The following is a 16,484-nucleotide window of genomic DNA, read 5'->3' on the forward strand; positions in this document are numbered from 1 at the left end:
GCTGCGTCGGGTTGCGAACCGGGCGCAGCCCTGCGGTGTACGCCGTCTCATCGGAGACCATCATGGTGAAACCCCGATCGCTTCCCGTCTTCCGCGCCCGTATCGGGCCGCTGCCCGTCGCCGCGCTCGTGTTGCCGGTGCTGCTCGCTTCCTGTGCCGGGGGGCCGCCGACCGCCGGCGTTGCTGCCGTGCCGCCCGCCGCCGTGGGGCCGAACGGCCAGCTGCGCTTCGAGCTCGCGAGCGGAGAGTACGGCTGCGAACTCGGCGTGAAGGTGCGCGTCGCGCGCGATCCGGCTGACGCGAACCTGCTCGAACTCGGTTGGCAGGGACGTTCGGTCGGGATGCGGCGCGATCCGTCGTCGTCGGGCCTGCCGCGCTTCGAGGCGCACGACGCCGGCCTCGTCTGGATCGACCTGCCGTGGAAGAGCGTGCTGCTCGACTCGAAGGAAGGGCGGCCGCTCGCGACCGAGTGCCGGCCGATCGGGGCTTAGCGGGGCGCAGCGCTCACTGACGGATTCGCGAACGCCTGATTGCCGTCCGCAAGCTGCCCGAAGTCGCCTTGGTCGCCAGCACGACCAAACTGCCGGCCATGCTCGATGCCATGGCCGGAACGGACACCTTTGGGACGATTCGCTTCATCTCCCCGGTCGGAAGGCGGTTGCTCAGTCGTCGCGCAGGAACAGCGTCAGCAGATCGTTCAGGAACATCCGGCCGCGCTCGGTCGGTCGGATGTCGTCCGCGGTGATCTCGACCAAGCCGCGCTCGCGCGCCTGCCCGAGTTCGGGTTCGATCACCGCAAGCGGCAGACCGGTGCGCTCGGCGAAGAGCCGGCGCGGAAAGCCCGCGGTCAGCCGCAGCGCGTTCATCAGGAACTCGAACGGCAACTCGGCGACGCCCACGTCGCGCCGCTCCTGCACGAAATCGCGCGTCTTCGCGGCGTCGAGGTAGCGCGCCGGATGCTTGTGCCGCATCTCGCGCACGATTCCTTCGTGACTCGACAACTTGCCGTGCGCGCCCGCGCCGATGCCGAGGTAGTCGCCGAACATCCAGTAGTTCAGGTTATGCACGCATTCCTGGCCGGGGCGCGCGAACGCCGACGTCTCGTAATGGCGGAAACCCGCGTCGGCGAGTCGCGCCTCGATCGCGTCCTGCATGTCGGCCGACTGGTCCGCGTCCGGCAGCGGCGGCGGCGCGCGGTAAAACGGCGTGTTCGGTTCGAGCGTCAGGTGATAGCACGACAGATGGCTGGCGCCGGATGCGAGCGCGATGTCGAGGTCGGCGAGCGCCGCATCGACGCCCTGCTCGGGCAGCGCGTACATCAGGTCGAGGTTCACGCGGTCGAACAGCGCGAGCGCGGTGTCGATCGCGACGCGGGCTTCACGGCCGTCGTGGATGCGGCCGAGGCGCACGAGCTGCGCATCGTCGAAGCTCTGGATGCCGAGCGACAGGCGATTCACGCCGGCGGCGCGGTAGTCGCGGAAACGGCCGGCCTCGACGGTGCCGGGGTTCGCTTCGAGCGTGATCTCGGCGAGTGGGTCGAGCGGCAGCAGCATGCGGATGCCGGTCAGCAGCCGGTCGAAACCGGCCGCCGACATCAGGCTCGGCGTGCCGCCGCCGAAGAACACCGAATGCACGCGTCGCCCCCAGACCTGCGGCAGCGCGGTTTCGAGGTCGGCGAGCAGCGCGTCGATGTACGGCGCCTCGGGGATGTCCCCGGTGCCGCCGCGCGCAGTGTGCGAGTTGAAGTCGCAGTACGGGCACTTCCGCACGCACCACGGGTAATGCACGTACAGCGACAGCGGCGGCGAGGCGGTGAGCTGCGGCCGCTCCGGCGCCGCGTCCCGGGGAGCCGGCGCGACTGCGAGCGGGATCACGCGCCGCGAGGTCACAGCGGATCGGCGGACAACCGCGCGAGCAGCTCGCGCATCGCGCGGCTGCGGTGGCTCAGCGAGTTCTTCGTCGCCGCGTCGAGCTCCGCCGCCGTCTGCCCGAACTCGGGGACGAAGAACAGCGGGTCGTAGCCGAAGCCGGCCTCACCGCGCGCGGCGTCGAGGATCGTGCCGTGCCATTCGCCGTCGGCGATCAGCGGCCGCGGATCGTCCGCGTGACGCACGAGCACGACCGACGAGTGAAAGAACGCGCGCCGGTCCGTGACGCCGGCGAGGCGCTCGATGAGCAGCGTGTTGTTGCGGGCGTCGGATTTCGGCTCGCCGGCGTAGCGTGCGGACTGCACCCCCGGGGCGCCCGCGAGCGCGGCGACGCACAGGCCCGAGTCGTCGGCGACCGCCGGCAGTCCCGACAGCGCCGCCGCGTGGCGCGCCTTCGCGAGCGCGTTCTCGACGAAAGTGTGATGCGGCTCTTCCGCCTCAGGAATGTCGAACGCCGACTGCGGCAACACCTCGATGCCGAGCGGCGCGAGCAGCGCATTCATCTCGGCGGCCTTCTTCGGGTTGTTGCTCGCGAGGACGAGGCGCTTCGTCATCACGGCTGCTCCGCGAGCGCGCGCTTTTGCGCGTCGACGAGGCGGCGGATGCCGGCTTCGGCGAGTTCGAGCAGCGCGTTCAGCTCGGTTCGCGAGAACGGCGAGCCTTCCGCGGTCCCCTGGACTTCGACGAAGCCGCCGGAGCCGGTCATCACGACGTTCATGTCGGTGTCGCAGCCCGAATCCTCGGCGTAGTCGAGATCGAGCACCGGCACGCCCCGATGGACGCCGACCGACACCGCGGCGACGAAATCCCGCAGCGGGCTCGCCGTGAGCTTGCCTTGCGCGACGAGCTTGTCGAGCGCGTCATGCACCGCGACGCAGGCGCCGGTGATCGCGGCCGTGCGCGTGCCGCCGTCGGCCTGCAGCACGTCGCAGTCGATGATGATCTGCCGCTCCCCGAGCGCCGCGAGATCGACGACCGCCCGCAGGCTGCGACCGATCAGGCGCTGGATCTCCTGCGTGCGCCCGCTCTGCTTGCCCTTCGCCGCTTCGCGCGCGCTGCGGGTGTGCGTCGAGCGCGGCAGCATGCCGTATTCGGCGGTCAGCCAGCCCTGGCCGCGGCCGCGCAGGAACGGCGGCACGCTCTCCTCGACGCTCGCGGTGCACAGCACGCGTGTGGCGCCGAACTCGACGAGGACCGAGCCTTCGGCGTGGCAGGTGAAATGACGGGTGATCGTGACCGGACGTAGTTCGTCCGGCTGACGTTGGCTGGGGCGCATCGGGACTTCCTATTTGCTGAACTTCTGTATGGCTTGGTTGATTTCGCTGATCGCGCGCTCGATCTCGTCTTCGGTGATCTCGTACGATCCGGCCGGCGCGCGCGTGCGCTCGAAGGTCTCGAGCTGGGTCGTGAACTTGTCGAGCGCCATCGTCCGGGTCGACACCGCGTTGTCCGGCACGTCGATCGCGTCGTCGTGCCAGCACATCGCGATCGCCGACAGGTTGTCACAGCTCGCGCCCGCGAGCGTCTCGGCGCGCGTCATCAGCTTCGGAACCGCGTCCATGACGTTGGTTCCGGCGAGCCCCTCGACGAGCCCCTCGTCCTGCAGCGGCCCCCAGACGCCGTCGGTGCACAGCACGAGCAGGTCGTCGTCGTGCAGCGGCGTACGCTTCGAAAACTCGATCTGCGGCGGATGGCCGCCGCCGAGGCAGCTATAGATGCGGTTGCGCTCCGGGTGGCGCCGCGCGTCCGCGGGCGTCAGCAGCCCGTGCTCCATCATCAGCTGAATGCGCGAATGGTCGCGCGTGCGCGCTTCGATACGGCCCTGTCGGAGCAGGTAGAGCCGCGAGTCGCCCGCGTGCGCCCAGTATGCGACGCCGTTCTGCACGATGCAGGCGACGATTGTGGTGCGCGGCGCATCCGGGAGCTTCTTGTCGAACGCGTAATCGAGGATCGCGGCGTGCGCCCGCGTGAGCGCGCGCGACATGAACATCGCCGGGTCGTCGAGCGTCGGGCGTGCCTCGCGCTGGAACGCTTCGGTGATGAACTGCACGCTGATGTGCGCGGCGACCTCGCCGTACAGGTGGCCGCCCATGCCGTCGGCGACGACCATCAGCAGCGCGTCGCGCGAATAGCAGTAGGCGATGCGGTCCTGGTTCGCCTTGCGGCGGCCGATGCGGCTTTCCTGATAGATCGTGAATTTCACGTGCTGGTCTCAGCTGCGTCCGATGAAGGATTTGATCCGGGCCCCGAGATCGCCGAAGCGCGATGCGGCGACGGCCCGCGGGTCGCCGTCGCGCCGCATCAGCGCCTTCTGCAGCGAATACACGCTCTGCGGGCGTTCGAGCGGGTCGAGCCTCAGACACCAGTCGATCGTCTGCAGCAGCTGCGGCGAATACTGCCCGGCGAAGGTGCGCGCGGTCGGCGCCACGGTGTCGTGTTCGCTGCGCTCGTCCGAGCGCAGCGGCGCGGTGCCGGCGATGCACGCGTAAAGGCTGGCGCCGACGCTGTAGATGTCGCTCCATGGCCCGAGCGCGTCACGGTTCGAGAACTGCTCCGGCGACGCGAAACCCGGCGTGTACATCGGCTTCAGCATCGGCTGGTCGGTGACGAGCGTTTGCCGCGCGGCGCCGAAATCGAGCAGCACCGGCGTGGCGTCGTTGCGCAGGTAGATGTTCGACGGCTTGATGTCGAGGTGCAGCAGCTTGTGCGCGTGGACTTCGCGCAGGCCGTTCAGCATGCGTGCGAACACCGCGCGGATGAAGGCTTCGCGCACCTCTCCGCGGTGCTTCTGGATATATTCGTGCAGCGTGCGACCGCGCTCGAAGCGCATCACCATGTACACTGTGCCGTTCGCGCGAAAGAAGTTGAGCACCTGTACCACGTTCGGATGCATCAGCTTCGCGAGCGAGCGGCCCTCCTCGAAGAAGCATTTCATGCCGTAGCGGAAGGCCGGCGCGTTCTCTTCCGGAACCTGCGGTTCGATCTCGCCGTCCTTGCGCAGCGCGAGCGAATTCGGCAGGTACTCCTTGATCGCGACCGGCGTGCCGTCCGCCTGGTGGGCGAGATAGACGATCGAGAAGCCGCCGAGGGAAAGCTGCCGCTCGATCCGGTACTGGTCCAGCTGGAAGCCGGACGGCAGAGGGCAGTTGACTTGGGACGGCATCGACAGGGGGAAGGCGGGCTTCCGGCTTTCCGCGGCAATTTCTTGAAGGACCTGCAGTGTAAAGGATCGCGGCAGGTTCCCGGAGACACATTCATGATCCACAGCATGACCGGATTCGCAGTGCAGACGCGCGACCTCGGGCAGGTGAGCCTGCATATCGAGCTGCGCAGCGTCAATTCCCGCTATCTCGACCTGTTCTTCCGCATCGGCGACGAACTGCGGCAGGCCGAGCCGGCGATTCGCGAGAAACTTTCCGCGAAACTCACGCGCGGCAAGGTCGAATGCCGCCTGAACCTGCATTCGGGCGCGGCGGCCATGCGCAGCCTGTCGCTGAATGCGGCGCTGCTCGACCAGCTGTCGGAGGCCGAGCACGCGGTCCGCGAGCGCCTGCCCGAAGCGGCCCGGCTGTCGGTCAGCGAAGTGCTGCGCTGGCCCGGGATGCTCGCCGACGACGGCGTGAGCTTCGAGCAATTGCAGCCGACGCTGCTCGAACTCACCCAGGCGGCGATCGACGAACTGGTCGCGACGCGGCGGCGCGAAGGCGACAAGCTCGCGGCGATGATCCGCGAGCGGCTCGCGCGCATGCACGAGCTCGTCGCCCAGGCCGAGCCGCGCGTCCCGGCGATCGTCGCCGACTACCAGGAGCGGCTCGCGACGCGGCTGCGCGACGCGGTCGCGTCGTTCGACGAGGACCGCATTCGCCAGGAAGTCGCGCTGTTCGCGCAGCGCATCGACGTCGCCGAGGAACTGTCCCGGCTCAACACGCACCTCGTCGAAGTCGAGCGCATCCTCAAGACCGGCGGCGCCGCCGGCAAGCGCCTCGATTTCCTGATGCAGGAACTCAACCGCGAAGCCAATACCCTCGCGTCGAAGTCCGCGGCGACCGACATCACCGGCGTCGCGATGGAGATGAAGGTGCTGATCGAGCAGATGCGCGAGCAGGTCCAGAACATCGAGTGATGTTCCGGCCGCCGCCGCGCGTCTTCGGCGCGGCCGGCGGCCGTCGTCGCGGCGCTATTTGTCCGCGTTCGGGAAGAACAGCTGCTCGCCGCCGATCCGGTAGTCGGCGATCGCCTGCTGGCCGGTGGGCGAGACGAGCCAGTCGATGAAGCGCTGGCCGGCTTCGCGCTTCACGTGCGGGTGGCGCTCGGGATTCACGAGGATCACGCCGTACTGGTTGAAGAGTCGCCGGTCGCCTTCGACGAGGATCGCGAGCTCCTGACGGTTCTTGAACGACAGCCAGGTGCCGCGGTCGGCGAGGATGTACGCGCCGAGCGACGCGGCCATGTTGAGCGCCGGGCCCATTCCCGAGCCCGAGTCGCGATACCACGGCCCCTTCGCCTGGTCGATATCTACGTTCGCGAGCTTCCACAGGCGCAGCTCGGCCGCGTGCGTGCCGCTCTTGTCGCCGCGCGACACGAAGGGCGCCTTCGCCGACTCGATCTTCTGCAGCGCCGCGACGATGTCGTGTCCGCCGGCGACTTTCGTCGGATCGCTCTTCGGGCCGACGAGCACGAAGTCGTTGTACATCACGTCGCGGCGTCCGATGCCGTAGCCTTCGGCGACGAATTTCTCTTCCGCGGCGCGGTCGTGCACGAACACGACGTCGGCATCGCCGCGGCGCGCGCTGTCCAGCGCCTGCCCGGTGCCGAGCGCGACGACTTTGACGGTGATGCCGGTCTCGCTCTCGAATTTCGGCAGGATGTAGCCGAACAGGCCGGACTGCTCGGTCGAGGTCGTCGATGACACGACGATCGACTCGGCGCGCGCGCCGGACAGGCCCAGCACGCACGCGGCGGCGATCAGCAGGGGACGGAGAAATCTGGACATCGGGGCTCCTCGTTTTCGGGATGGAAGAAGTGCGGCGGGGACTGCGGCCGAGCTGCAAAGGGTTTTTTTATCAAAGCGCATGTCGCGAGGCCAGCGCGACGCGGCGACGATGACGCCGACTTATGCAGGCTCCTGCATAGGCCCGCAGCGCCTGCGTCGCAAGAAGCGCGCGTCGATTCAGCTGCCCGCGTCGGGCGGGGCACGCAAGGGTCGGCGAAATTCTTTCCGGCGCCCAAAAGCGGCTGTGGTTTTTTGCCGTGCGCCGAGGCGACGCAACGCGGCTGCGTGCCGCGCGGAAAGTCGGGGCGGCCTTTTCCGCTAAGCTTCGGGCATGACCGTGAAACTCGACTATCACTTCGTCGCCGGCACCAGCGAGGCGCTGCCGGGGCGCGGACTGCCGTTGCGCAACCCGCTGCTCGCGATGCTCGATGCGATCCATGCACACGGTTCGATCGCGACCGCCGCGCGCGAACTCGGTCTGTCGTATCGCCACCTGTGGGGCGAGCTGAAACGGCACGAGGCGGAGTTCGGTCAGCCGTTGATCAGCGGCGGCCAGGGTCGGCCGGCGCGCCTGTCGGCGTTCGGCGAGCGGCTGTTGTGGGCCGAGAAGCGGATTCTCGCGCGGCTGTTGCCGCAGGCCGAGAGCCTCGCCGGGCAGCTCGACCGTGAGCTGCTGCTCGCCGTCGACCCTGCGCTCGGCGTCGTGCCGACGGCGGCGAGCCACGACCTGCTGTTCGGCGCGCTGCGCGAGCGCTTGCTGGGCTCGGCGCGGATGCTGCTCGACGTCGAGTACACCGGCAGTTCCCAGGCGCTGCAGCGGCTCAACGCCGGCGCGTGTGCGCTGGCCGGCATCCACTTGCCGATCGACGATGCGGAGCTGTGCCGGCGCGGCTCGCGGCTCCATCTCGGTCTCGGGCGGGACCTGCGCCTCGGCGTGCACAAGCTGATCCGCTTCGCGCGCCGCGAGCAAGGCCTGATCGTCGCGCCGGGCAATCCGCTCGGGCTCGCGTCGCTCGAGGATCTCGGCCACGCGGGCGTCGTGTTCGCGAATCGCGCGCCGGGCTCGGGCACGCGGCTGATCTTCGACGAGCTGCTCGCGCGCAGCGGCGTATCGGTGCGCGAGCTCGCCGGCTATGACAGCGCCGAGCCGACGCATCTGTCGGTCGCCGCGAATGTCGCCGCCGGGATCGCGAACTGCGGCTTCGGCCTGCGCGCCGCGGCAGACTGCTTCGGGCTCGACTTCGTGCCGATCGCGCATGAACAGTATTTCCTCGTCTGTCTCAAACCGGCGCTCGATACGCCGGCGATGCGCGCGGTCCTCGACGTTCTGGCGGGCGAGGACTTCCGCCGCTTCGCGCGCGCGGTGCCGGGTTACGACGCCGACGCCGCAGGCGAGATCGTCGCGCTGCGCCGCACGCTGCCCTGGTACAAGTGACGGGGGCGATCGGACGAACGCCGCCGCATGGCGCAACACGTCGAACTCGGCGCGGTCCGTGTCAGCCGCCCTCGTCCCACAGGCGGCGCACCAGGCGCTTCGCGAGCACCGGGGTCGCGCGGCGCCGATACGGCACGCTGACGGTCGTCGTCTCCATCGGCTGGATCGCGCGCCGCACGCCGCGCTCGATCGTCGCGAGCGCGGCATCGTCGAGCGGATGGCCCACGAGCGCATCGAGGCCGGCGACGAGTTCCGGCCGCGACGACACGCCTGTGCACGCGATGCGCAGCGAAGCGATCACGTCGCCGTCGCGGGCGAGCGCGACCGCGACGCCGGCGAGCGGGAAGTCGATCGCGCCGCGCACGCGCAGCTTTTCGTAGCCGCTGAAACGGTTCGATGCGAGCGGCACCGTCACGGCGAGCAGCAGCTCGTCGGCGCCGAGCGCGAGCGCGGCCATGCCGTCGTCGCGATACAGCTCGGCGAGCGGCAGGCGGCGCACCCCGCCGGGGCCGAGGATCTCGGCTTCCGCGTCGAGTGCGAGCAGCGCCGGCGCGACGTCGCCGCTGAACGCCGCGTAGCAGCGCTTCGACTTCGGCGCGACGCGGCAGGTGTCGCCGACGCGCTTCAGGCAGTAGCTGTTGCCGCGGCGCCAGTCCTCGCTCTGGTTGTAGTACTGACAGCGCGTGTCGAGGCACAGGTTGCCGCCGAGCGTCGCCGCGTGACGGTGCGTCGGGCCGGCGACGGCGAGCGCGGCCTGCGCGAGCACCGGCAGCCGCTCGCGCACCGTCGCGTCGGCGGCGAGCGTCGCGAGCGTGACGCCGGCGCCGATGCGCAGCGCGTCGCCCTGGTCCTGCAGCTCGCGCAGCTCGGTGATGCCGGCGAGTTCGATCAGGACCTCGGCGTCGACGAGGCCGCGGCGCATGTTCGGCAGCAGGTCGGTGCCGCCGGCGATGAAGCGGCTCGCCGGATGCGCGCCGCGCAGAAGGATCGCGTCGCGGGCGCTGGCCGGACGCAGCAGTCGGAAATCGGGCAGCGCGCTCATCATGCGGCTCCTTGTTCGGCGGCCGGCGCACTCGCGCCCGCTCGTGGTTGGCGATGGATCGCGTCGAACACGCGATCCGGCGTGAAAGGCAGCTCGCGGATGCGCGTGCCGACGGCGTCCTCGATCGCGGCCGCGATCGCCGACATCACGCCGGAGAGCGGGCCTTCGCTCGCTTCCTTTGCGCCGAACGGCCCGTTCGGATCGATGCTCTCGACGATGTGCACCTCGATGTCGGGCGACTCGACGATCGTCGGCACGCGGTATTCGAGCAGGCTCGCCGCCTTGTGGCGCCCGTTCTCGTACACCGTCTCCTCCGACATCGCCTGGCCCATCCCCATCCAGATCGCGCCCTGGACCTGGCCTTCGACCGCCATCGGGTTGATCGCGAAGCCGCAGTCGATCGCCGACCACACCTTCTCGACGGTGACCTTGCCGAGCTCGGCGTCGACGCTGACTTCGACCGCCTGTGCGGCATACGAGAAGCCCATCGTCGAACCGACCGCGCCGCCGCGCTGCTTGCCGCCCTGGAATTCGACCGGGCAGGTGAAGAGGCCCTTGACGGTCAGCATGCCGACATCGACGAGCGCCTCCTCGACGATGTCGTGGAACGGGATCTGGCGCGTCGGATCGCCGACGACCGCGGCGGCTTCGCCGAACCAGTCGACTTCAGCTTCGGGGACCTGCAGGCGTTTCGCGGCCGCGGTGACGAGCAGCGCCTTCAGCTTGCGGGCGGCATCCGCCGCGGCGTTGCCGACCATGAAGGTCACGCGCGACGAATACGAGCCATTGTCCTTCGGTGTCAGCGCCGAGTCCGCCGCGATCACGCGCAGCCGGCGATGCTCGACACCGAGCACTTCGGCGACGACCTGCGTGACGACGGTCGAGGATCCCTGGCCGATGTCGGCCGCGCCGGTCAGGATCGTGATCGCGCCGTCGAAATCGACGCGCAGCGCGATCGTCGCGTGCGGCTGGCCGGTGAAATGCACCGGCTTCGCCGAGCCGCTGACGAAGTGCGAGCATGCGATGCCGATGCCGCGCTTGATCGGGCCGTCGCCGCCCGAGCGCGTCGCGCGATCGCGCCAGCCGCTCGCCTGCTCGACCCAGTCGAGGCATTCGGGCAGGCCGTAGCTCATGATCTTCAGGCCGTTGATCGTCTCGGTCGGCGCCGACAGGAGGTTCCGCCGGCGCACCGCGAACGCGTCGAGCCCGAGCTCGGCCGCCATCGTGTCGAGAAGCGATTCGAACGCGAAGCGCACGTTCACCGTGCCGTGGCCACGCATCGCGCCGCAGGGCGGCGTGTTCGTATACACGCGGTAGCCGTCGTATTTCACTGCCGGAATGTCGTAGAGGCCGTTCAGCAGCGCGCCGGCGTAGAGGATCGACACGATGCCGTAACCGCCGTACGCGCCGCCGCGCTGCACGACTTCCGCTTCGCAAGCGGTCATGCGGCCGTCGCGCGTCAGGCCGAGCTTCATCCGGATGTGGCTCTGCGGGCGTCCGCGGTGCGTGAGGAAGGCTTCCTCGCGCGTCTGCAGCAGGCGCACCGTGCCGCGCACCTCGCGGGCGAGCAGCGCGACGATGATCTCGAAGTTCAGCGTCTCGACGCGGTGCCCGAAGCCGCCGCCGACGAAGGGCTTGATGACGCGGATGTAGGCCGGGTCGAGCTTCATGCATTGCGCAAGCGAGGTATGCACGTAGTACGGCACCTGCGTCACCGACCACAGCGTCAGGTGGCCGCGCTCGGCGTCCCACGACGCGAGCGCCGCGTTCGGCTCCATCATCGCGTGGTGGATCTCGGCGCACTCGAAGGTCTCCTCGCGGATCAGGTCCGCGGCGGCGAAGCCGGCGGCGCTGTCGCCGAACTCGTGATGCACCTCGCGCTCGAGGTTGCCCTTCTTGTTGTCGTGCAGCAGCACGGTGTCCGACTTGCGCGCGTCGGCCGCCTCGAAGTACGCCGGGAGCTCGCGCACCTTCAGGCGGATCGCCGCGAGCGCCGCGTTCGCGGTCGCCTCGTCGATCGCGGCGATCGCGGCGACCGGCTCGCCGACATAGCGGAGGCGGCCGCGCGCGAGCGGGAATTCGTTCTGCGCGATCGGGATCACGCCGTAGCGCACGTCGCAGTGCTCGCCGGTGACGATGCCGACGACGCCGGGCAGCGCGAGCGCGTCGCGGACATCGACTTCGAGCAGCTCCGCGTGCGCGTAGGGGCTGCGCAGGATCTTGCCGACCAGCGCGCCCTGCGCCGGCAGGTCGGCGGTGTAGCGGGCGCTGCCGTTGACCTTCTCGACGCCGTCGATGAGCGGCATGCGGACACCGACCCCGCGCGGAGCCTCCAATGCGCCGCCGACGCGGTGCAAGTCGCGATCGGGCGCGTTCATGCCGACACCTCCTCGCAACGCGCCGCGGCTTCGACCGACTCGATGATCTTCACGTAGCCGGTGCAGCGGCACAGATTGCCGCCGAGCGCGGCCCGGATCTCGCCGCGCGACGGTTGCGGCGTGCGCCGCAGCAGCGCTTCGGCCGCCATGATCATGCCCGGCGTGCAGAAGCCGCACTGCGCGCCGAGGTGCTCGTGGAACGCGCGCTGCAGCCGCGACAGCATGCCGTCGCGGCCCGCGCCTTCGACCGTCTCGACGCGGCGTCCGGCGACGCTGTGCGCGAGCGTGCTGCACGCGAGCCGCGGCTCGCCGTCGACGAGCACCGTGCAGGCGCCGCACTCGCCGCCGTCGCAGCCCTGCTTGGTGCCGGTCAACCCGAGCGTGTCGCGCAGGTAGTCGACGAGCAGCGCGTTTTCGGCGACCGCGTCCTCGCGCGGCCGGCCATTCACCCACAGGTTCAGCAGACTCTTCATCTCGCCTCCTCGTACTTCGCTTGCCGGGACATTCCGGCGAGCCGTAGATTGTTGGACGTCAAATCATTTCGTGGTGATCATAACCACTTCGCGGCCGCAGGAAAATATGAAATCGAGAACAGGAGTCGGAGTGCCGGCGACGGGCGGCGAGCCGCGGTTTTCGGGGAGCCTGCGGCGGCAATGGACACATGTGGCGGCAAACGAGGGCCGGGCGAGTTGCCCGACAGGCGACGGCCGGTTGCGGGCATCGAAAAAGTCCGTGAAGAAACGGGCCTTGCCCCGGACCGAATCGACCGTTCCATCGTCTGGTGCTCGTTGCAGCGGTCCGTCGGCCACACGTTGCAGCGGCACGCCGCTTGCCTCCACGGCCGTCGCGGGACTTCGGCGCCGGCTCGCTGGCGACGGGGCGTCGCTCCCGGGGCGGAGGATGCTATGTTGAAGGGGGCGAATCGGCCGCCCGCGGAGGATCCTGATGAAGCTTTCCCGCCTCACCTTCGTCGCCGCGGTCGTCGCGGCGGTACTCCTGTTCGTGTCCGGGTCGGGCACGCGCTTCGGGCTGTGGGCATTCCCGGTCGGCTTCCGGGTGCTGAAATGGGCTGCGTATCTGGGCCTCGCGGCCGCCGTCGTCTCGCTCGTCGGCCTCGTCGTGCCGAAGCTGCGAGCCGGCCAGGGCGGACGGCTCGTCGTTTCGCTCGCGCTCGGGCTCGGCGTCGCGGCGGTGCCCGGGTACTGGATCGCCACGGCGAGCAAGCTGCCGCCGATCCACGACATCAGCACCGATCTCGACGACCCGCCGGCCTTCGTCGCGGTGCTGCCCGCGCGCGGGCCGGAGTCGAACCCGGTCGAGTACGGCGGCGCCGCGGTCGCTGACGCGCAGCGCGCGGCTTACCCGGACATCCAACCGCTGGTCCTCGGGCTGCCGCCCGCCGACGCGTTCGCACTCGCGCTGCGCGAGGCGCGCGCGACGGGCTGGGAGATCGTCGCGCAGGACCCGGCCGCGGGCCGGATCGAGGCAACCGCGACGACGCTGTGGTTCGGCTTCCGCGACGACATTGTCGTACGCATCAGGCCTGCCGACGGCGGCAGCCGCATCGACGTGCGCTCGCTGTCGCGCGTCGGAGTCGGCGACGTCGGTGCGAACGCGAAGCGGATCCGCGCGTATCTGGGGCGGATTGCGGGCTGACTCGCGGCGGCATCGGCGCACGCATTGCGGTCGCCGCTTGCTCTGGAGGTCGCACGCTGCCTTTGCCCGTTTGAGATTCGCCCCGATCTACCCGGCGACCCGATGCCGTTTGCGCCCGTCAGGGCGATTTCATTCTGTCCCGCGCCAGCGCAGATCGGAGCGGAACCGCGCGGCGCGAGCCGAATCGACCGTATCCCCCGAGCTCGGCGACGGGCTGCAGGCGCCGATGAAACAAAGGCTTGCGGGCACGCGCCGCGTTCACGGTTATCGTCACGGAGCTCGGCGCGAATGGCGGCGCGGCGTCGCGGACGGCGATGTTGCCGGCGGCGACGATGACAGGGAGAGAACGCCGTGAACGCACGGAAATCCGGCTGGGTCGGCGCGTGGTTCGATCTGGCGCGCACCGCCGCGCGCGCGACCGGAAAGATCAACAAGGCGGCTGGACGCGCGACCGCGAAGCGCGCCGGCCCGGCGCTGCGCAAGGCGGCGACGACGATGCTGACCGGCGTCGTGACGCCGACGCCCGCGCCGTTTCCGGCTGCGCGTGGCGGCGGGCGCTGGGAGGATGGGCGCTGGGGCCTCGGCCCGATGGCGATGCGCCGTTATAGGCTGTATCTGCCGCCGGGGATGCGCCGGCCAGTGCCGCTCGTCGTGCTGCTGCACGGCTGCGGGCAGGACTCGGCGAGCTTCGCGGCGACGACACGGGCCGCGGCGAACGCGCGCGCCGGCGGCTACGCGGTGCTGCTGCCCGAGCAGGCCTCGGAGGCGAACCCGAATCGCTGCTGGAACTGGTTCGGGCGCGAAGCCATCGTCGCGACCGAAGCGGGCATCCTGAAGGCGATCGTGGACCACGTGTGCAACGTCCACCCGCTGCGCCGGGACCGAGTGTTCGCGTTCGGATTGTCGGCGGGCGGCGCGATGGCGCTGACGCTCGCGCTGCGCTATCCCGACTTCTTCGCCGCGGTCGGCACGCATTCGGGCGCCGTGCCGCACAGCGCGTCGTCGGCGCTGCAGGCCGGCCACGCGATGCGCGGCCGGCGCTCGCCCGAGCTCGCACCGCTGCGGCACCGCCTCGCCGGACGCCGCGTGCCGCCGCTCTTCGTGATCCACGGCGAGGGCGACCGCAGCGTCGCGTGGGCGAATGCCGAGGAATCGGTCGCGCTGTGGCTCGGCCTGCTCGCGCCGAGCCCGGCGAGCGCGGCGGCCGCCCGCTCGGCGCAGCGCGGCGCGCGCCATGCGTACAGCGTCACCGACTGGAAGCGGGATCGTCGCGTCTACGTGCGCCTGGTGCGCGTCGCCGGGCTCGGCCACGCATGGAGCGGCGGGGCGGCGAAACAGGCGTTCTCCGACCCGCGCGGTCCCGATGCGCTGAAGCTCGCCTGGCGCTTCTTCGAGGCTTGCGTGGCCTGACGGGCGATGGCGTCGGCCGACGACCGCGCTGCCGCCGCTTGCGGAAGCGCGACCAGTGGAGAAACCGCCGGACGAAATCGACTCAGGAAAACCCGCGGACCGACGGGGCGCGGTTCCGAATCTCGGGCCGCGGGGCGCAGCCGTCTTCGTGCGGATATCGAGGGACACGGGTCGCCGCTATCCCGCCGGACCCGCGTCATTTCTCCGCAGCCGGTGTCTCGCCCGGCTGCGCTTCCGCGCCCGCTTCCCCGCTCCGGATCAGCGCCGGCATCGCGTCGGGTGCGCGGCGGTGCTCGGGCAGCGATTCGATGCCGGACAGGTCCGGCAGCCGGTGCGCGATGCCGACGTGACAGCCGATGCAGGTGCGCGCGCCGGTCGCGAGCGACGTCGAGTGCGCGCGCGTCGCCCGCGGGCTCTGGCGCGTGAAATCCATGTATTCGAACTTGTGGCAGTTGCGGCATTCGAGCGAGTTGTTCGCCTTCAGCCGTGTCCACTCGTTCGACGCGAGCTGCAGCCGCATCGCCTCGAACTTCTCCGGGGTGCTCACCGTGCCGAACACCTTGCCCCAGACTTCCTTCGACGCCTGCATCTTGCGCGCGATCTTCGACGTCCAGCGGTGCGGCACGTGGCAGTCGGGACAGGTCGCGCGCACGCCCGAGCGGTTCGTGAAGTGGATCGTGCCCTGCAGCTCCTGATAGACGTTGTCGTGCATCTCGTGACAGCCGATGCAGAAGGTCTCGGTATTCGTCGCTTCCAGGATCGTGTTGAAACCGCCCCAGAACAGCACGCCGCCGATGAAGCCGCCGACGGTCAGGAAGCCGAGGCTGTAATGGACCGCAGGGCGCCGGATCACCTGCCAGTAACGGCGCAGCAGGCCGGTCATCGTGAGCCCTGTGGTCGCGGCGCTGCCTGGCCGGGTGCGGTGCGCGGTACCGACGGCGAGCCGCCCCGGCGCAGCATCGTTTCGACGTCGGTGAAGCGGTTTTCGACGAGCGGCGTCACCGCGGCCTGCGGCACGTGGCATTGCAGGCAGAAGTAGCGCCGCGGCGAGAGTTCGGCGAGATGGTTGCCGTCACGATCCTGGAAATGCGTGACGCTGATCATCGGTGCCTGGCTCTGTTCGGTGCGCGTGCGCGCGTGGCAGAACATGCAGCGGTTGGCGTGGCGGTCGAGCTGATAGCCCTCGATCTTGTGCGGCACGACCGGCGGCTGCATCGCGTATGCGCGCGAGCGGCGCACGTCGCTGTTGTCCGGGTTCGTCAGCGGCGGCGGCGTCGTCTCCTCGGGGATCGGCGTCGCGCCGCGCATCCGGTCGTAATGCCCCGGAAGGTCCGCGGGGACGGCACGTTGCGCGAGTGCGACGCCGGACGCCGTCGTCAGTGCGACCGCGAGCGCCGCGGCACGCGCGACGGCCGCGAGGAGCGCGCGGGCAGGGAAGGAAGGGCCGGAGCGGGAGGGGCAGGACTGCCCGGCGACGGGAGCCGGTGAGCGCATCGCTTTCTCCTAGCAGGGTGTTGAAAATTCCGCCTTCACCTTCGGTTTCCGGCCGCCTGGAAAAAAATCGATGCTGAAAAGATCCGACCTGAGCCGCCCTGATGACGATTCCAGCTGCTTTTTCAGCCGATTGTGCAACGGCAATTGG

General features: G+C 69.9%; 16 protein-coding genes. 5 read left to right on the forward strand and 11 right to left on the reverse strand.

What is annotated here, in order from left to right:
• Positions 1 to 62: 62 nt before the first annotated feature.
• Entirely contained in the window at positions 63 to 491 is a 429-nt protein-coding gene (locus tag ROZ37_RS19000) for a hypothetical protein (protein WP_312661906.1), read from the forward strand.
• A gap of 171 nt (positions 492 to 662) precedes the next feature.
• On the opposite strand, the gene hemW is transcribed toward ROZ37_RS19000, so the two are convergent.
• The 5 genes from hemW to ROZ37_RS19025 are packed head-to-tail and all read right to left on the reverse strand — an operon-like array spanning position 663 to position 5,091.
• Positions 663 to 1,889, reverse strand: a complete 1,227-nt coding sequence (gene hemW, locus ROZ37_RS19005; RefSeq protein ID WP_312661911.1) for a radical SAM family heme chaperone HemW — start codon at positions 1,887 to 1,889, stop codon at positions 663 to 665.
• On the reverse strand, positions 1,886 to 2,482 hold the full coding sequence (gene rdgB / locus ROZ37_RS19010) for an RdgB/HAM1 family non-canonical purine NTP pyrophosphatase (protein ID WP_312661926.1): 597 nt from the start codon (positions 2,480 to 2,482) through the stop codon (positions 1,886 to 1,888). Before rdgB ends, hemW begins: the two co-directional genes overlap by 4 nt.
• On the reverse strand, positions 2,482 to 3,204 hold the full coding sequence (gene rph, locus ROZ37_RS19015; RefSeq protein WP_312661933.1) for a ribonuclease PH: 723 nt from the start codon (positions 3,202 to 3,204) through the stop codon (positions 2,482 to 2,484). Before rph ends, rdgB begins: the two co-directional genes overlap by 1 nt.
• A 9-nt stretch (positions 3,205 to 3,213) precedes the next feature.
• Positions 3,214 to 4,131 carry a serine/threonine-protein phosphatase gene (locus ROZ37_RS19020; RefSeq protein ID WP_312661937.1) on the reverse strand — a complete coding sequence of 306 codons (918 nt, stop codon included), beginning with the start codon at positions 4,129 to 4,131 and terminating at the stop codon, positions 3,214 to 3,216.
• 9 nt (positions 4,132 to 4,140) lie between these two features.
• Positions 4,141 to 5,091, reverse strand: a complete 951-nt coding sequence (locus tag ROZ37_RS19025) for a serine/threonine-protein kinase (RefSeq protein ID WP_312661944.1) — start codon at positions 5,089 to 5,091, stop codon at positions 4,141 to 4,143.
• A gap of 93 nt (positions 5,092 to 5,184) precedes the next feature.
• On the opposite strand from ROZ37_RS19025, the gene ROZ37_RS19030 reads away from it, so the two are divergent.
• Entirely contained in the window at positions 5,185 to 6,051 is an 867-nt protein-coding gene (locus tag ROZ37_RS19030) for a YicC/YloC family endoribonuclease (RefSeq protein ID WP_312661954.1), read from the forward strand.
• A gap of 54 nt (positions 6,052 to 6,105) precedes the next feature.
• On the opposite strand, the gene ROZ37_RS19035 is transcribed toward ROZ37_RS19030, so the two are convergent.
• A complete protein-coding gene (locus ROZ37_RS19035; protein ID WP_312661958.1) occupies positions 6,106 to 6,921 on the reverse strand; it encodes an extracellular solute-binding protein in 816 nt (271 codons plus the stop codon).
• A gap of 331 nt (positions 6,922 to 7,252) precedes the next feature.
• Between ROZ37_RS19035 and ROZ37_RS19040 the strand changes: the two genes are divergently transcribed.
• Positions 7,253 to 8,356: a substrate-binding domain-containing protein gene (locus ROZ37_RS19040; protein WP_312661962.1), complete on the forward strand. Its 1,104-nt coding sequence runs from the start codon at positions 7,253 to 7,255 to the stop codon at positions 8,354 to 8,356.
• 61 nt (positions 8,357 to 8,417) lie between these two features.
• On the opposite strand, the gene hcrB is transcribed toward ROZ37_RS19040, so the two are convergent.
• From hcrB to hcrC, 3 genes are read right to left on the reverse strand one after another with little or no spacing between them, the layout of a single operon-like run.
• Complete coding sequence (gene hcrB, locus ROZ37_RS19045) at positions 8,418 to 9,401, reverse strand: 4-hydroxybenzoyl-CoA reductase subunit beta (RefSeq protein ID WP_312661965.1); 984 nt, start codon at positions 9,399 to 9,401, stop codon at positions 8,418 to 8,420.
• Positions 9,398 to 11,776 carry a 4-hydroxybenzoyl-CoA reductase subunit alpha gene (gene hcrA, locus ROZ37_RS19050; RefSeq protein WP_312661971.1) on the reverse strand — a complete coding sequence of 793 codons (2,379 nt, stop codon included), beginning with the start codon at positions 11,774 to 11,776 and terminating at the stop codon, positions 9,398 to 9,400. The genes hcrB and hcrA overlap by 4 nt, the downstream gene beginning before the upstream one ends.
• Positions 11,773 to 12,249: a 4-hydroxybenzoyl-CoA reductase subunit gamma gene (gene hcrC / locus ROZ37_RS19055; protein WP_312661978.1), complete on the reverse strand. Its 477-nt coding sequence runs from the start codon at positions 12,247 to 12,249 to the stop codon at positions 11,773 to 11,775. Before hcrC ends, hcrA begins: the two co-directional genes overlap by 4 nt.
• A gap of 472 nt (positions 12,250 to 12,721) precedes the next feature.
• On the opposite strand from hcrC, the gene ROZ37_RS19060 reads away from it, so the two are divergent.
• A complete protein-coding gene (locus tag ROZ37_RS19060) occupies positions 12,722 to 13,432 on the forward strand; it encodes a DUF1499 domain-containing protein (protein ID WP_312661984.1) in 711 nt (236 codons plus the stop codon).
• Between the two features lie 351 nt (positions 13,433 to 13,783).
• Positions 13,784 to 14,842, forward strand: a complete 1,059-nt coding sequence (locus ROZ37_RS19065; RefSeq protein WP_312661989.1) for a PHB depolymerase family esterase — start codon at positions 13,784 to 13,786, stop codon at positions 14,840 to 14,842.
• Positions 14,843 to 15,038: 196 nt separating this feature from the next.
• Here ROZ37_RS19065 and ROZ37_RS19070 read toward each other — a convergent pair whose 3' ends face one another.
• On the reverse strand, positions 15,039 to 15,725 hold the full coding sequence (locus tag ROZ37_RS19070) for a NapC/NirT family cytochrome c (RefSeq protein ID WP_312661990.1): 687 nt from the start codon (positions 15,723 to 15,725) through the stop codon (positions 15,039 to 15,041).
• On the reverse strand, positions 15,722 to 16,336 hold the full coding sequence (locus ROZ37_RS19075) for a nitrate reductase cytochrome c-type subunit (RefSeq protein WP_312661991.1): 615 nt from the start codon (positions 16,334 to 16,336) through the stop codon (positions 15,722 to 15,724). The genes ROZ37_RS19070 and ROZ37_RS19075 overlap by 4 nt, the downstream gene beginning before the upstream one ends.
• Positions 16,337 to 16,484: the final 148 nt, after the last annotated feature.

It is taken from the genome of Aromatoleum sp. (assembly GCF_032027225.1).
Classification (GTDB): domain Bacteria; phylum Pseudomonadota; class Gammaproteobacteria; order Burkholderiales; family Rhodocyclaceae; genus Aromatoleum.

Excerpts from the sequence above, each read along its gene's own strand:
- hcrA (WP_312661971.1), bottom strand. The coding sequence starts at position 11,776 with ATGAACGCGCCCGATCGCGACTTGCACCGCGTCGGCGGCGCATTGGAG.
- ROZ37_RS19025 (WP_312661944.1), bottom strand. The coding sequence starts at position 5,091 with ATGCCGTCCCAAGTCAACTGCCCTCTGCCGTCCGGCTTCCAGCTGGAC.
- ROZ37_RS19070 (WP_312661990.1), bottom strand. The coding sequence starts at position 15,725 with ATGACCGGCCTGCTGCGCCGTTACTGGCAGGTGATCCGGCGCCCTGCG.
- ROZ37_RS19060 (WP_312661984.1), top strand. The coding sequence starts at position 12,722 with ATGAAGCTTTCCCGCCTCACCTTCGTCGCCGCGGTCGTCGCGGCGGTA.
- ROZ37_RS19075 (WP_312661991.1), bottom strand. The coding sequence starts at position 16,336 with ATGCGCTCACCGGCTCCCGTCGCCGGGCAGTCCTGCCCCTCCCGCTCC.
- ROZ37_RS19035 (WP_312661958.1), bottom strand. The coding sequence starts at position 6,921 with ATGTCCAGATTTCTCCGTCCCCTGCTGATCGCCGCCGCGTGCGTGCTG.
- rdgB (WP_312661926.1), bottom strand. The coding sequence starts at position 2,482 with ATGACGAAGCGCCTCGTCCTCGCGAGCAACAACCCGAAGAAGGCCGCC.
- ROZ37_RS19000 (WP_312661906.1), top strand. The coding sequence starts at position 63 with ATGGTGAAACCCCGATCGCTTCCCGTCTTCCGCGCCCGTATCGGGCCG.
- rph (WP_312661933.1), bottom strand. The coding sequence starts at position 3,204 with ATGCGCCCCAGCCAACGTCAGCCGGACGAACTACGTCCGGTCACGATC.
- hcrC (WP_312661978.1), bottom strand. The coding sequence starts at position 12,249 with ATGAAGAGTCTGCTGAACCTGTGGGTGAATGGCCGGCCGCGCGAGGAC.
- hcrB (WP_312661965.1), bottom strand. The coding sequence starts at position 9,401 with ATGATGAGCGCGCTGCCCGATTTCCGACTGCTGCGTCCGGCCAGCGCC.
- ROZ37_RS19040 (WP_312661962.1), top strand. The coding sequence starts at position 7,253 with ATGACCGTGAAACTCGACTATCACTTCGTCGCCGGCACCAGCGAGGCG.
- ROZ37_RS19030 (WP_312661954.1), top strand. The coding sequence starts at position 5,185 with ATGATCCACAGCATGACCGGATTCGCAGTGCAGACGCGCGACCTCGGG.